Source organism: Micromonospora sp. NPDC049101 (assembly GCF_040648675.1).
Lineage (GTDB): Bacteria > Actinomycetota > Actinomycetes > Mycobacteriales > Micromonosporaceae > Micromonospora.
Window position 1 is genome coordinate 12440 of record NZ_JBEZED010000013.1, and the last position, 13929, is coordinate 26368.

At 67.4% G+C, this 13929-nt stretch carries 11 protein-coding genes and 4 pseudogenes; 12 read left to right on the forward strand and 3 right to left on the reverse strand.

Annotated features, from left to right (window positions below):
• Window positions 1–625 precede the first annotated feature (625 nt).
• A complete protein-coding gene (locus tag AB0B57_RS19195) occupies window positions 626–1261 on the forward strand; it encodes a hypothetical protein (protein WP_357071100.1) in 636 nt (211 codons plus the stop codon).
• Between the two features lie 10 nt (window positions 1262–1271).
• The gene (locus AB0B57_RS19200) at window positions 1272–3497 is read left to right on the forward strand and encodes an N-6 DNA methylase (RefSeq protein ID WP_357071103.1); all 2226 of its coding nucleotides are present in this window, start codon (window positions 1272–1274) and stop codon (window positions 3495–3497) included.
• 121 nt (window positions 3498–3618) lie between these two features.
• Here the strand turns inward: AB0B57_RS19200 and AB0B57_RS19205 are convergent.
• Window positions 3619–3857: pseudogene (locus AB0B57_RS19205) on the reverse strand (IS5/IS1182 family transposase); the annotation flags it as partial.
• Window positions 3858–4638: 781 nt separating this feature from the next.
• On the opposite strand from AB0B57_RS19205, the gene AB0B57_RS19210 reads away from it, so the two are divergent.
• Together AB0B57_RS19210 and AB0B57_RS19215 are read left to right on the forward strand one after the other, a co-directional pair.
• A complete protein-coding gene (locus AB0B57_RS19210; protein ID WP_357071106.1) occupies window positions 4639–5436 on the forward strand; it encodes a DeoR family transcriptional regulator in 798 nt (265 codons plus the stop codon).
• A 145-nt stretch (window positions 5437–5581) separates the two neighbouring features.
• Window positions 5582–6262 (forward strand): YdcF family protein, encoded by a 681-nt coding sequence (locus AB0B57_RS19215; RefSeq protein WP_357071109.1) that lies wholly within the window; start codon window positions 5582–5584, stop codon window positions 6260–6262.
• A gap of 6 nt (window positions 6263–6268) precedes the next feature.
• On the opposite strand, the gene AB0B57_RS19220 is transcribed toward AB0B57_RS19215, so the two are convergent.
• Window positions 6269–7495 carry a helix-turn-helix transcriptional regulator gene (locus tag AB0B57_RS19220; protein ID WP_357071112.1) on the reverse strand — a complete coding sequence of 409 codons (1227 nt, stop codon included), beginning with the start codon at window positions 7493–7495 and terminating at the stop codon, window positions 6269–6271.
• 369 nt (window positions 7496–7864) lie between these two features.
• Here AB0B57_RS19220 and amcA point away from each other — a divergent pair, with 369 nt between their 5' ends.
• From amcA to AB0B57_RS19240, 4 genes and pseudogenes are all read left to right on the forward strand, one after another.
• Window positions 7865–8029: a multiple cyclophane-containing RiPP AmcA gene (gene amcA, locus AB0B57_RS19225; RefSeq protein WP_327031735.1), complete on the forward strand. Its 165-nt coding sequence runs from the start codon at window positions 7865–7867 to the stop codon at window positions 8027–8029.
• Window positions 8026–8325 (forward strand): hypothetical protein, encoded by a 300-nt coding sequence (locus AB0B57_RS19230; RefSeq protein WP_357071115.1) that lies wholly within the window; start codon window positions 8026–8028, stop codon window positions 8323–8325. Before amcA ends, AB0B57_RS19230 begins: the two co-directional genes overlap by 4 nt.
• Before the next feature lie 44 nt (window positions 8326–8369).
• Window positions 8370–8570 (forward strand): annotated as a pseudogene (locus AB0B57_RS19235) (radical SAM protein); the annotation flags it as partial.
• Window positions 8569–8733 (forward strand): annotated as a pseudogene (locus AB0B57_RS19240) (kinase); the annotation flags it as partial. The pseudogenes AB0B57_RS19235 and AB0B57_RS19240, both read left to right, overlap by 2 nt.
• 104 nt (window positions 8734–8837) lie before the next feature.
• Here AB0B57_RS19240 and AB0B57_RS19245 read toward each other — a convergent pair.
• The gene (locus AB0B57_RS19245; protein ID WP_357071118.1) at window positions 8838–9350 is read right to left on the reverse strand and encodes an HAD domain-containing protein; all 513 of its coding nucleotides are present in this window, start codon (window positions 9348–9350) and stop codon (window positions 8838–8840) included.
• Window positions 9351–9859: 509 nt separating this feature from the next.
• On the opposite strand from AB0B57_RS19245, the gene AB0B57_RS19250 reads away from it, so the two are divergent.
• The 4 genes and pseudogenes from AB0B57_RS19250 (at window position 9860) to AB0B57_RS19265 (ending at window position 13883) form a co-directional block, all read left to right on the forward strand.
• The gene (locus AB0B57_RS19250; RefSeq protein WP_357071122.1) at window positions 9860–10747 is read left to right on the forward strand and encodes a replication-relaxation family protein; all 888 of its coding nucleotides are present in this window, start codon (window positions 9860–9862) and stop codon (window positions 10745–10747) included.
• 381 nt (window positions 10748–11128) lie between these two features.
• A pseudogene (locus AB0B57_RS19255) lies at window positions 11129–12035 on the forward strand (DUF2637 domain-containing protein).
• Window positions 12010–12414, forward strand: a complete 405-nt coding sequence (locus AB0B57_RS19260) for a hypothetical protein (protein ID WP_357071125.1) — start codon at window positions 12010–12012, stop codon at window positions 12412–12414. The pseudogene AB0B57_RS19255 and the gene AB0B57_RS19260 overlap by 26 nt, the downstream one beginning before the upstream one ends.
• On the forward strand, window positions 12411–13883 hold the full coding sequence (locus AB0B57_RS19265; protein ID WP_357071128.1) for a tyrosine-type recombinase/integrase: 1473 nt from the start codon (window positions 12411–12413) through the stop codon (window positions 13881–13883). Before AB0B57_RS19260 ends, AB0B57_RS19265 begins: the two co-directional genes overlap by 4 nt.
• The last annotated feature ends 46 nt before the right edge of the window (window positions 13884–13929 follow it).

Sequence of the window (13929 nt, forward strand, 5' to 3'; positions counted from 1 at the left end):
CGAGATCTGCGTTGGTCTGTGGCTGGTCATGGAACGACAAGCGAGCACACGGGCCGGACTCCCGTTATGGGTGGATGCCGGCAACGCCGATCCGTCGGTGGCGGCGGCCGTGCTGTTCCTTGCCGACCGCAGCGAGCGTGAGCGGGAGTTGCAGGCCGGCCTGATCCGCCGGCCCGTACGAACCAAGTTGCCGTTGATGCGCTTTCCGCCGACGAGCATGAGGCCGGTTAACGCGCGGACGGTGGTGGGTTGTCCCGTTCAGCGGCAAGGACGTCAGCGAACGGCATAGTAGCTGTGCGCGCGGCACCCAGAGTTGGACCAAGTCGCGACAGCGACCTGCAAAACGTCTACGGGGACATTCGTAGCTTGAGACTCGCCAAGCTGTGTACCACCAGGTACAGGACGAGTTCACAAATTCTAGTACGCCGGAGTACTTGACCCCAGACTGATCGTCGGGATACCGTTCCGGTGAACGTGGTCGGAAGAAGACTCGGCGGTCCCGGATCGGGCGCGCCAAAGACGATGCCCCAGGCGGCATGCCGAAGCAGAGGCGAACCTGGGGCGTACCCAGGCACTGTACCACAGCATCATGCTGCCGTGGTGTCGCGATCCGAGGGGGCTCAAGATGACTTCCACCGGCGATAACGACGATTGGATCAGCGAGGCGCTCTCCGATGCGAGGTTCGCCCCATACCTTGAGGAGTGCGGCGGCGACATTGCCACAGGGTGGCGCCTGTACACGTGGAGCATCGGCGTATCCGCAGCGTTCTATCCACTGCTGCACTTCGTTGAGATCACCCTGCGCAACGCGCTGCACCGCGAGCTGAGTGCGCGGTTCGGATGTGTGGACTGGTGGTCGGTGGCGCCGATTAACGAGCATGGGCAGCAACTGGTAAAGCAGGCGCGGGAAAAACTGTTTGGGCGTCGTTCGCCGCAGAACGCGGACGACCTGGTGGCGAAGCTGACCTTCGGCTTCTGGGTGTCACTAGTCAGTCAGACCTACGACCGCACGTTGTGGGTGCCCGCTCTGTACCGAGCGTTCCCGCACTACCGCGGGCGCCGCGACGCCTTGCATGCCGAGCTCAAGGAAGTGCTGCGGCTGCGCAACCGCGTGATGCACCACGAGCCGATCCATCGGCGTGACTTGAAGGCTGATCACGCAAAAATTTATCGGCTGTTCGGCCACATGTCGTCCGACCTGGCCGCGTCCGTGCGGTTGGTCGACCAAGTCCCGCACGCGCTGCGGTCCGTTGACCGGTGAGGATCCGTTCATGACCGAAGGCGGCCGGAAGCTGACACTCACCGACATCGCGAAGCTGGCGGAGGTCGGCGTCAGTGCGGCCAGTAACTGGCACAAGCGTCACACCGACTTCCCCCGACCCACCGTGGTGTCCGGGCAGGAGCTGTTCGCTTCCGACGAGGTCGCACGTTGGCTCAGTCAGCGCAAGATCGCCCGCAACGGCCTGCAGGCTGACGAGGCGCCGGGCACGACATACGGCGACAGGTTCATCCGCAATGGTGGTGCACCCGCACCGCGCCTTCAGGCGGAGCCGTCGCACGTCCCGGCAGAGGTCCGTTCCGACTGGACGAACAAACTATGGCGGATCATGGATCTGCTACGCGGCGACCTCGAGCTCGTGTCTGCCGTCGACCTCATCATGGCCATGCTTTACCTCCGGACAACCGATCCAGAGCTTTGGCGGGCGGTAACGGAACAGCGCTCTTGGGGAGCCGTTAACTGGATGCTGCGGGATGTGCCCTCGTGGGAGCACGAGGTGCCGCTGTTCCCCGCCGTCGCCTCGAATCTCTCCGGCGAGCAGCAGTTGATGGAAGCGATCCGGCTCTTCGACCAGATCGACTCCGACAGCGTGGGGTCAGCCTCGATGTTCGACGCCTTGCTGGAAAAGGTCAATCGCGATCTCGGCCGGCACGGCGGTCACTTCACACCGCCCTCGGTGGTGAGGTGCATGCTTGAGGTCCTCGATCCAGGAAGCACGAACACCGTCTACGACCCGTCGTGCGGGTCTGGCGAACTGCTCGTGGCAGCGGCACAGCGTGGTGTGGAGGCGCTATCCGGCCAGGCGATGAACGGACGCTCGCTCCGGATGACGCTGCTCCACCTGTCAATGCACGGCCGTGAGGCGAAGCTGCGGATGGGCGGCCCCGAAATCATGCGCGGGGCATTCGCCGCTGAACAGTTCGATGTCGTTCTGTCCAATCCACCCTTCAATGTCACGCTTCCTGACGACATTGAACAGGACGCGTGGCGGTTTGGCGCGCCGACCAAGCGCGCCGCGAACTTCGCATGGCTTCAGCTCGCAGTGCACCAGTTGAGGCCGGGCGGACGCGCCGGGGTTCTCATGCCGAATGGAACACTGTTCACCGGTGGAGTGAACGCGGAAATCCGGCGCAAGATGATTGAAGCAGGAGTGGTCGAGGGGATCATCGCATTCCCCCCAGGGCTTTTCGCAGCCACCGGAATCCCGGTGTCCCTCTGGCTTATTAGGCGACCGAAGCCTGGCGCGCCCGCACCTTCGGAGATCCTCTTCGTCGACGCCACGAGCATGGGCGCGACGAACGAGCGTGCTCAACGGGTTCTCTGTGACGACGAGGTGGCGAAGATCGTTAAGGAGTATCGCGACTGGCACGATTTCGGCCGTTCGGGAAACTTCGACCATTCAGCCGCTCTCGCTCGACCAGTGGGCATCGAGGAGATCCGGCAGAACGATTACGATCTCCAACCACGGCGGTACGTGCGCGAAGAGATCCATTCCAGTAGCTTGCAGGCAGACACGCCGTCAGCGAGGCTTGAGTCGTTGCAACGGGAGCTCGACGGGTTGGACGAGCGGGCAAAGCGGACTCGCCGCGATTTCGATACCCGTCTCGAGGCACTACACGGCTCGACCACCAGGAGTCGGCGCGAAGTGTCTCTCGGCGAAATCTGCGACGTTCACGCAGGGCCAGGCACAGTGGATCGCGAGCGCGGCCTGGCTGTGCAGGGTTGGACACCGCTCGTGCTGCCCCGCAACATCAAACGCGGCCACGTTAGCCACGAGGAGCTTGACACGGTCAAGCCCGAGACCTCCGCGAAACTCGCAAAATACATGCTCCGGCCAGGTGACATCGTCTGCGCGCGATCAGGAACGCTCGGCCGACACGGACTCGTGCGGGAGGCCGAAGGCGGATGGCTTTTGGGACCCAGCTGCATGCGCCTGCGACCCGGTGGCGAAGTTGTTCCCGAGTACCTCGTGCATTACCTGAACAGTCCCGAAGTGCACAGGTGGATCACGTCCAAATCGCGCTACTCCACCGCCATCCCGCACATCAGCGCGGCCACATTGCGAGAACTGGTCATTCCGCTGCCACCAGCTGTAGTGCAGCGGGAAATCGCAGCCACGATGGGTTCGATCGATGTGCACATCGAGCAGTACGAACGAGGCGCGTCGACCATGCAATCCTTGCGCGATCTGGTCTTTCCTTCACTGATGCAGCCATGAGCTGAGCGGCGCCTCCGGAGCAGTTTCGATCGGAACCCGCGTGTAACGCAGTAGTGGTTTGGTGATCCGCCGCGAGGGCCTCTGCAGGCATGATGCTAATGGTCTGCGGGCTGTCACCGCAGTGCCCGGCCGTAACGACGGTGGCCAGGACCTTGCGGCCCCGTTTACATACAAGATGAGTCTTGGTGGTCCACCCGCCCCGCGGACGGCCGAGCGCGTGATCGGCAGGCTCGGCAAGGAGCCCGCCGGGTGGTTCTTTCTGCCGGTCGCCGTTACGACGGGCACCGTACGCGTGTTGATGGGCGCGGCTGATCGTGGAGTCGACGCGACGGTCCAGTCGATCCGCCCGGCCGCATCGGCCCCCGAGCCGAGATGTCGGCCACGCGAATTAACGCGATCGATCGTGCGCTCGGGTGGTCGCGGGTCTGTCTGTTGAGCCGGCACATGGCGTCTTCGACGAGTGGATCGAGGAGGTTCGACGCGACTGCTGACTGGCGATGTGCCGCTCGGTGGATGGTGTCCACGATCGGCTTCCAGCTCTCGCGCCGCTTCGGTCTCGGACCTTTGTCGGTGCTCGGTTCCAACAACGGAAGCTGTTCCAACGGAACCACCCACATTGCTTAATGCAGCTACCTCGACACATTCAGCTACACGGGCTGTCTTGCATCTAGAGGGTCTGGCGCTAGCCCGCCGGGGCGAGGGGCAGCTGCCCAGCCGAATGCCGGCGTGGAGGGCTCGCCTCGATTCGTCACTTTCAGTAACCACTGTCTCAGCGTGTGGCGCTTCATCGTTGAGCCGGGAAGGCGCGTGTCAGGTGTTTCTGGCGATCGGTACCGCACTGCGGTGAACTCTGTAGATACCAACTTTTGGTGGCCCGATTTGACCGCTTCGCTTCTTTTGTCCTCCGCTCTTCGGCTGATTCATTGAACAGTGATCTCCAGAATTGGCCCCAGAACCACGGTTTGGGTATGTGGGTGCTCGCACAGCCCGCCGACGCCTCGCCCAATGGCCCATGGCAGCCGTTGCCTCCGCTCAGGGCGGTCCCGGTTTCCGATCTTCCGGTCGGAGCATCGGCCACTCTCTGTTACCGCTGTGGGAAACAGGATGTCGGACCGCCGGGGCTCGCTGGGATCATCGGGGGATGGGTGACCAGGTTGCCGCGCGGCGGTTGTCTCCACGGCGGCGGCGGATCCTGTCGTACCTGGCACAGCATGGGTCCGCGTCGACGCTGGACGTGGCGCTTGTCTGCGCGGTGTCGCGGCTGACCGCTCACCGAGACCTGGTGTGGCTGCACGAGTCGGGACTGGTGCGCCGCGAGCGCTCGGCGGAGGACCGGACCCATACCTGGTGGTACGGGGTCACGGCCGAGGGGACCGAGGTGCTCCGGCGCGCCCTGACGGCGTCGGGGCGGCCGGTTCCGTTGCGGTTGGGTCAGCGGTCCTCCGGTGTGGCGGATGCTCTGCTGTTTCTGCCGTTGGTCGAGGTGTCGCGGCGCAACCCGGGGCGGTGCGAGTTGTTCCAGTGGTTGGCGACGATGGAGACCTCGACGTGGTTGCGCCAGCACGACCTGGCGCAGCTGCGGGCCGATGGCTACGGCGTATGGCTGCAGGACGGGCGGTGCCTGCGGTTCCTGGTACACGTCGATCGTGGCCCGACCGGAGACGTTGTCGCCGAGTACGAGCGGCCGGCGTCAGGGCTGGGTGGACTGTTGGGCGGCTACCGGCGTGCGGATCGGCTGGTGCCGGTCGGGGCGGTTCTGCTGATCGCGCAGGACGTCGAGCGGGAGGAACGACTGCAGGCCGACCTGCTTCGTGGGCCGCTGCGGAACGCTGTCGCCACGACCAGGCGGCAGTTGTTGGCTCGCCACTGGCCGGACGAGCAGGTGTGGCAGGTGCCGGGCGAGAGTGGTAGGCGTTGCCTCGTCGAGGTCGGATCCTGACCGCACCCCGTAACGATGCCTTGGCCGCCGCCAGCCCTCTGGTCTGACGAGGTCAGTGGCGTGGTGCTGGAGTCAGCGGCGTCGTGCTGCCCTGCTAGCCCTACGCTGGCGGCATGAGGGAACCAGCGCGGACCGGACTTGGTAGGTGCTGATGAACCGGCATGCAGCGGCACCTGCCGAGGCGATCCCTGACGCGATCCGGGCCGATGTGGAGACGCTGTGGCGCTACCACGACATGCGCCACGAGTTGCGCCCGTGCGACGTGGGGATCGGGTTGGGCAGTCACGATCTCGGCGTGGCCGTCATCGCGACGCGCTTGTTTCACGAGGGACTGTTCCCAAGGATCGTGTTCACCGGCGCGAACGCCCCGACGACCGTTGAGCGGTTCCCGCGTGGAGAAGCAGTGCACTACCGCGGATACGCCATCGAGCAGGGCGTACCCGCGGAAGCGATTCTCGTGGAGCCGCGTGCCACGAACACCGCCCAGAACCTGGAGTACTCGCGTCAGCTCCTGACCGAACACCGGATCCCGGTGAAGTCGGTGCTGATCATGTCGCGGCCCTACCAACAGCGTCGGGCCTACGCCACCTGCAAGCTGATGTGGCCGGAGGTCGATGTGGTGTGCGCGTCGAACCCGCTCGAACTGGACGACTACGTGAGCAGCATCGGCGACCCGCGGCGGGTGGTGGACATGCTGGTAGGCGACACGCAGCGGATCGAGGTGTACGCGGAGCGCGGGTTCGCGATCCCGCAGGAGATTCCGGACGAGGTGCGGAGGGCGTTCGGGCGACTGGTCGCGGCTGGCTATACGAGCCGGCTGATTTGAGCCCAGCTACCAGCGCGGTCCTCCCGACCGGACGCCCATCCGGTCGCTGAGTTCGACGGCCAGTCGGGGTGGCCGGGGGCGGGTGAGGATGTCGCGGACGAGGTCGCGGGAGAGCTGGTGGTAGCGCACCTGGTCAGGGCCGATGACCTCGGCCTCCAGGAGTGCCGTGAGCGCGTCGTCGATGCGGTTCCACCGGGCAAGGGCCCGGGCGGTTTCGATGGCGTGCCGAACCTGCCGCTCGACGGGCACGGTGCTGGTGTCGAGTGTGGCGCCGATGGCGATGGCGCGCTGCACGTCGCCGAGTTCCATCGCCACGGTCGTCTTGTGGATCGACACGTTGGTCGGCCCGAAGGCGGTCCAGACGTGGTTGCCATCGGCGCCGAGCCGCTGTGCGGCGGCATCGGCCTCGGCGATGTGGGTGTCGGCGGAAGCGCGGTCGTCGTCTCGGGCGGCGGCCAGCGCGCAGACGAGGTGCAGGCTGCCGTAGACCGACAGCAGCTGCGGAGTGGGGTTGGCGAGCCGTGGTTCCAGGAACTGCGCCGCCGTGGCGGCGAGGCCACGAGCCTGCGCATATTCGCCGATGGACGCCAGCGAGTGCGCGGCGGAGCGGCTGAGCGAACCGATGACGACGTGATCGTGGCTGGCGTTGGCGGCGGCCAGTCCACGGCTGGCGGCGGTCCACGCGAGGTCACCTTCGCCGAGCTTGGTGAGGAACAACGCGGCGAGCTGGTGGGCGTAGGCGGTCATCGCGTGCGCTCGCTGGCCATCGTCACCGTCGTACGCCTCGGTGGCGGTGAGGCAGTCGTGGATGAGGTAGGGCAGCCGGCGGGCGAGGGTGCCGTATCGCGAATGCTGGTAGGCGGTCCAGATCTCGGCGACGTCGTTCTCGATCTCGCGCAGGGCGGGGGCCTCGACGTCCCCCGTGCTGGCCAGCGTCGGCGCGAGGTGACGATAGTCGTGAAGCGCGGCCCGCAAGGCCGGGATGGTCTCGCGCCCTGAGTCGTCCGACCACTCGAACAGGCTCGGCGCACCGATCAGGTCGCCGAGGGACACGTCGAGGGCTTTGGCGATCGCGCGTATGACCGACAGCCGGTCGAGGTCGGCGCGGTTCGTTTCGACCTTGCGTAACCACTCCTGGGTCTTGCCGACCAGACCGGCCAGCACCTCCTGGGAGAGGCCTCGTCGACGCCGGTAGAAGGCGACGCGCTGGCCGATGGTCATGTCGTCCGTCATCCCTCGCACACCATCACCCTGCCCGTTGGAGCCCGCCGGACCCGGTACGGATTTTCCCGGTCCTCCGTACGGACCGCCCCTACGTTCAGTTCACCCTAGGTCACCGGCGTGTGTCGATGCCGGTGTCCGGATGACTAACAGGGAGCTGCAGATGGAGGGATCGATGGACGGCGCGCCACTCCACGGCTTGGGCCGCTGGCTCGGCCCGTCCTGGAACGAACTGTCTCGGTGTTCTCCCCGCCTGCGTACCGCCATGAGGGCTGCGTGGGTGGGTGATCGGCGGCCTGCTCCCAGCCGCCGTGATGCGGCGGCGGGCTCGCCATTCCCCCGGCGAGCCCGCCGCTCATCGTTCTTGGTGGGGGTGGACGCATGACGGTGTACGTCTCGCGTAATGCGATGGCCAGCCAGTCCCGGCGCCCCGAGCCCAGGTGGACGTCCTCGCAGGGGCAGGTGCGGCGCGCTGATCCTCCGCTGCTCACCTTCGTGTGGCGTCGGCTGTTCGAGCAGCAGGCCCGCGAGGGCGGTCGCCGGTGACCGGGCAGCAGCGCCGTCTCGCGGCGAACCGGCTCGCGCCAGCCGAGGTGGAACATCTGCCGATGCGCCCGCTGTGGCTGTGCCGCCGGTGCGGGCAGCCATGGCCCTGCGGCGCGGCGAAGCTCGCGCTCCTCGCCGAGTACCGGGAAGAGCCGGTGAGCCTGTTCCTCTACCTGGCCGGCTGCCTGCACGATGCGATCGACGACCTGCATCGGCTCAACCCGAGCGTCACGGGCAGCGCCGCCGACATGTTCGACCGGTTCCTCGGCTGGCCCGCCCGCCGCACCCACGCCTAGCGCGCCAGTACCACCACGGCCGCCAGCTTCGAAGAGGCCTCCTCGTGAACGGCATCGGCCTCATCAACGCTACCGGCCAGCCGGCGGTCGCCGGCAGCTTCCACACCCTGGTCGTGCAGCCGACGATCTTCTGCAACCTCGACTGCACCTACTGCTACCTGCCCGACCCGAGATCCCTCCGCCTGATGAGCAGCGCAGTCGCGCAGGCTTGCGCCAAGTCGATCGCCCAGCAGGACAGCGGGCATGAGCGGCTGGTACGCCGCCCATGACGTCCTGGACTGGCCCGACGAACTCGTCCTACCCGAGACCACCGGACTGAACGAGGCCGTCAAGACCATCGCTGCCGTCGCTGGGCTACCCCAGACCGGACGCGACGACGACCTGCTCCCGGACGTTCTGTCCCCGTAGAGCAGCTCAGCCGGCTACCGGTGTCGCCGTTGCGGCGCACCGTTCGCCAACATCAGTTTCGAGTGGCCAGACAGCCCGTCGACTGCGACGGTATGGAGCTCGCCCTACCGCGCCCGGCTGAGCCAGCTCTCGATGACTGTGAAGTCGTGCTCGGTCAGCCCGCGACGTGGGTCGACCCGATGCAGCAGGGCCGGGGCGTGGTGATGAGTCAATACCCACTGCTGATCGGCGTGAGAGATCTCGTCGTCGACCCAGACGAAGGGGCGTCCGTGCGCCCACTCGACCAGCCCACGGGTCTTCCAGTGCAGGACGCCAACCTCGTCAGAGTCGGGCCAGTCCACGACCGGCAGGGTCGGTAGCCCGAGCAGGGGCGCGAGCACGTCGTTCGCGTCGCTCGTCCAGGTCGTCGCCCACACCAGATCACATGGCAGGGCCTTCAGCCGGCGGCCGTGCTCTGGATCGACCTTGTGCAGCAGGGGATGGGCGTCGGCCGGTAGGACCGCTCCCTGGGTGTGGCCATGCGGCCTGCCCGGCTGAGCCGCCCTGGGTGTGCCGAACGGGATGAGGGTGCCGTCCACGTCAAGGAACAGCAATGGACGCGACGCAGGGTCGGACATGACCCCAGAGGCTAGCCCTCACCCCGCCAACGGCTACCTCCGCGCTCGGCGAGAAGCAGACGCCCGCACCGCCTTCCCAAGGCCATTCGTCTCGCTGCTGCTCCGTGCCGGCAGGCGTGCGCCTCCGACGGCGACCACGGCAGGGGCGGTGCCGGGTGCATCTCACCGGATCCTTTTCGCTCCGGCGGCCCGGAGACCCGACGACGCCAGCAACACCACAATTCACACCCTCAATCAAGGAGTTCTCGTGCTTCCGCCGACACCTTTACCTACTGCCGTAGGCATTGGCAGTGACGAGTTCCGGCTTGGTCCCCGTTCGGGGGTCGGGCTTGGCGTCAGCGTTGACGTCAGTCTTCAGCCGGACCCCCGAACGGACCCCCTGTTTCCTCTCACACCGCAGGTCAGTCCGTCTGTCAGCGCCGTCGGCTTGTCCTGCGACAGACCCTGCCTGGTCTCGGGTCTCTCCCCCTGGGGCTGGCATCCGCTACCCGGAGAGGAGGTGGTAGCCGGTGGATGATCCGGTCCTTCGGGTCCAGTCCCAGCTGACCGGCCGTGACCGTGTGCTGCTGGGCTGGTTGTACGACCACGGCGTGTTGACGTCGTTCCAGATTGCGACCGCCCTGTTCCCGTCCCTCGATTTCTGTCAGCGGCGGCTGCGGACCCTGTACCGATTGCGGCTGGTGGCCCGGTTCCGGCCACAGCGCGCCGACGGCGGCTCGTACCCGTACCACTACGTGATAGATCAGCTCGGCGCTGAGGTCGTCGCGGCCAGCCGGGACGAACGCCCACCCCGGCGCGACCACGCCCGGGTGGAGCGGCGACGCTGGACCTCGACCCGCAGCCTCGGCCACCGCCTTGGGGTGAATGGCTTCTTCACCGACCTGGCCGGGCACTCCCGGACCCATCCGGGCACCGGCTTGGTGGAGTGGTTGCCGGAGGCGGCATGCCAGCGCGCCGGAACGTTCACCAGCCGGCAGGATCCGGGGCTGGTGCGGGCGTATCAGCCGCGGGTGCGCCCAGACGGCTACGGGCGGTGGGTCGAGAACGGTGTCGAGGTGCCGTTCTTCGTCGAGTACGACACCGGCGCCGAGCAGTTGTCGATCCTGGCCGGCAAGGTGGACGGCTATCAGGAGCTGTTCGGGACGCTCGGGCGGATGTGGCCGGTGCTGTTCTGGCTGCACTCGGCCGCCCGGGAGCGCAACCTACGCCGCGTGCTGGCCGACGTGCCGCTGCCGGTGCCGATTGCTACCGGGGCCCGTGACCACGCCGTGACGGCCGGCCTGGGCCCAGCGGAGGCGGTGTGGGCCGTGGCCGGCGGGGAAGGGCAGCGGCTGCGGCTGGCTGATCTGGCCGGTTACGTCGTTGACGTCTCCAGCCGGGCGGGTGAGGCCGCGTGATTGGCGACGGCACGACGGCGGCGGACAGTACCTCCACTGCGGATCGGACAGCAACGGCCGGCGTCTGTCACGGATCTGTCGTGAGCAGTTCGGCCGATGCTGACAGATCTGTGAAAGCACCAAACGTCCGCTCCCACAGCCGCGGGACCGCATCCCGGTCCCGCGTCTGCGGCGGGCGGTCCGCGGTGAGCGTGCGGTCCCCGTCTCGATGGTTGCCTGACGCCGGGTCGGTCCGCCATCCGATCCGGCCTCTTGTGACAGGCGGACGGGTCATTATTCCGGTCTGGGTCGAGGAGGTGATGGGCCACGACGGCACCGGCCATTGACCCGAACGCGGGGCTGCGGGGTAGCCGCGTCGAGGGCGTCGTCCAGGTCGTCATCATGCTGGCCATTGGCGGCGCAGCCGGAGCGGCCAGCTTCACCCACGTGCACAACGTAGCCGCCGCGCACGGCCAACCCGGCTGGCTGGCCTGGGCCGACGCGATCGTCCTGGAGCTGATGTCCATCGCCTCCGGCCTGGAACTACGCCGCCGCAAACGCGCTCACACCTCCACCGTGTTCCCGGCCACCGTGCTGGCGTGTGCGGTCACCCTGTCTCTAGCGGCGCAGGTCGTCGAGGCCGAACCCTCGGTCATCGGCTGGATCACCGCCGCCGTACCCGCGCTCGGTTTCCTCGTCATGGTCAAGATCGCCCTCGGCCGGACCAGCACCGCCACGCCCGCCCCTGCCCTGGCGGTTGTGGACAGCCGACCGGATGAGGCCGGATCGACCCGTCCGGACAGCGGACCTGACGAGAACGTGCGGTCCGCCGTCACGGCGGGGGAGCGGTCCAGCAACCGGACCGTCCGCTCATCGGATGCTCGTCGTCACGGGGGCGGACGGGAACGGCGGCAGCGAACGGACCGGGGACCGTCCCGCGCGGTGACCGAGCTGCTGCCAGCGGCGCGAAAGGTCCGGGACCGGCTCTCCGCAGACGGCCAGGCACTCACCCGGGCAGCGCTCGCCGAAGCCCTCCGCACAGCCGGTCACACCGTGTCCAACACCCGAATATCCGAACTCCTCAAGACCCTCAAGGTCGAGTCGTCGGCACCACCCGGACTGATCGTGAGCCCGGTCATGCCGACCAACCCGACGTCACCGCCTCTGGCACCGGAGCGGCGCGATGGTGGCGGAGCAGCCACCCCTGCGCCGGTCGACCCCGACAGGGCTACCCCGCCCCTACCGCACAGCCATCCCATCTCATAACCAGGAGAAGCCTGATCATGAACAGCCCAACGAACCCCGCTGACCAGACAACCCGCACGACGACCGACAGAACCACCGCGCCCAGCGTCGGGCAGGTGTGGACGATCGACCGCATCCGTGCCCTCGGCGTGACCACCACCCTCGCCACCACCGCCTCGGTGCTCGGGATCAGCCGATCCCAGGCGTACCGGCTCGCCGCCACCAACCAGTTCCCTATACCGCTGATCCGGGCCGGCAGCCGCATCATCGTGCCGGTCGCCGCGCTGCTCCACCTCCTCCAACCCGACCCCGCCGCAGCCGGCGGCGGCGGGCGACTTGAAGCCGACGCGAAGGTGAGCGTGGATGCGATGACCCCGCCGCCAGCGGATTCCACCCGACACCGCTGGCGGCACCATACGAAGCATCCAGGAGACGATGAGTGAAGGGATCCACCTTCAAACGCTGCGGCTGCCGCGACAGCGTCACGGGCCGGCGACTGGGACGCTCCTGCCCCCAGCTTCGCCGGCCCGGCGGCGGCTGGTCCCGCACCCACGGCCACTGGCACTGGCAGATCGAAATGCCCGCCCGCGCCGACGGCACCCGCCGCCCACTGCGCCACGGCCCCTACGCCACCCAGGCCGACGCCGACGCCGTCCTCGACCGCATCCGCGCCGTGCTTGCCGTCCCCGACCCCACCGACCCGCACACCACCGTCAAGACCGGTGACCTCATCGAAACCGCCGTCAAGACCGGCGCGCCCGTCCCCAACCCGGATCAGGTCCGGCGGGCGCTGCACCTGGACATCACTCCCACCGAACTGCCCACGATGCAGGCCTACCTGACCGACTGGCTCGCCGGACGCAAGAACATCAAGGCAGGGACCCTGCGCTCCTACGAAGGGCACATTCGGCTGTACCTGGTCCCGTACCTCGGCCACCTGCGCATCGACCGGCTCCGTCCCGGCCACATCGACGCCATGTACGACGCCATCGCCGAACGCAACACCACCATCGCCACCCTGCGCGCTAGCCGCGACCCCGCCAGCCGCGACCAGGTCAAGAACCAGCGGATCGTCGGCAACCGGACCCTGCACGTCATCCACGCCACCCTGCGCAAGGCCCTCAACGACGCGATGCGCCGCCACCGCTACATCGACACCAACCCCGCCCTCATGGTCGAACTACCCACAGCCCGACCACCCAAGCCCACCATCTGGACCGACCAACGCATCCGCAGTTGGCGCGACACCGGCAAGACCCCCAGCCCCGTCATGATCTGGACTCCCGAGCACACCGGCAGATTCCTCGACCACACCCACGACGCCGGCGACCGGCTCTACGCCCTCTACCACCTCATCACCTTCACGGGCCTGCGCCGAGGCGAAGCTTGCGGCCTGCACTGGGACGACCTCGACCTCGACGCCGCCACCCTCACCGTCAGCTGGCAACTCGTCCAGCACGGCTGGGCCACCGCCATCGACACCCCCAAAACCACCGACAGCGAGGCTGCGGTTGCTCTCGACACCGAGACCGTCGCCGTCCTACGCGCTCAACTCGCCCGGCAACACCGCGAACGCCTCGCCGCCGGTGCCGCCTGGACCACCACCGGGCTCGTGTTCACCACGCGTACCGGTGGGCGGCTCCACCCTGCCGACGTCACCGACCACTTCCACCACCTCGCCAGGCAAGCCGGGCTGCCACCCATCCGGCTTCACGACCTTCGACACGGTGCCGCCACCATGGGCCTCGCCGCCGGTGTTCAGATGAAAGTCATCTCCAACCGGCTCCGCCACTCCAGCCCACACTTCACCGCCAAATTCTACGGCGCCGTTCTCCCCGAACTCTCCCACGCCGCCGCCGAAGCATCCGCGTCGGTCGTTCCGCGTCGACGTGGCGCTATACGTCCGGCCTAACTGTCGTTTAATTGACCGACTACGTTACGTCGGGCACTGCGGCAAT

What these genes read in the sequence shown, in the direction of transcription:
- AB0B57_RS19220 (WP_357071112.1), bottom strand. Translation starts at nt 7,495, where the DNA reads ATGACGGACGACATGACCATCGGCCAGCGCGTCGCCTTCTACCGGCGT.
- AB0B57_RS19260 (WP_357071125.1), top strand. Translation starts at nt 12,010, where the DNA reads ATGAACAGCCCAACGAACCCCGCTGACCAGACAACCCGCACGACGACC.
- AB0B57_RS19200 (WP_357071103.1), top strand. Translation starts at nt 1,272, where the DNA reads ATGACCGAAGGCGGCCGGAAGCTGACACTCACCGACATCGCGAAGCTG.
- AB0B57_RS19245 (WP_357071118.1), bottom strand. Translation starts at nt 9,350, where the DNA reads ATGTCCGACCCTGCGTCGCGTCCATTGCTGTTCCTTGACGTGGACGGC.
- amcA (WP_327031735.1), top strand. Translation starts at nt 7,865, where the DNA reads ATGACGGTGTACGTCTCGCGTAATGCGATGGCCAGCCAGTCCCGGCGC.
- AB0B57_RS19210 (WP_357071106.1), top strand. Translation starts at nt 4,639, where the DNA reads ATGGGTGACCAGGTTGCCGCGCGGCGGTTGTCTCCACGGCGGCGGCGG.
- AB0B57_RS19195 (WP_357071100.1), top strand. Translation starts at nt 626, where the DNA reads ATGACTTCCACCGGCGATAACGACGATTGGATCAGCGAGGCGCTCTCC.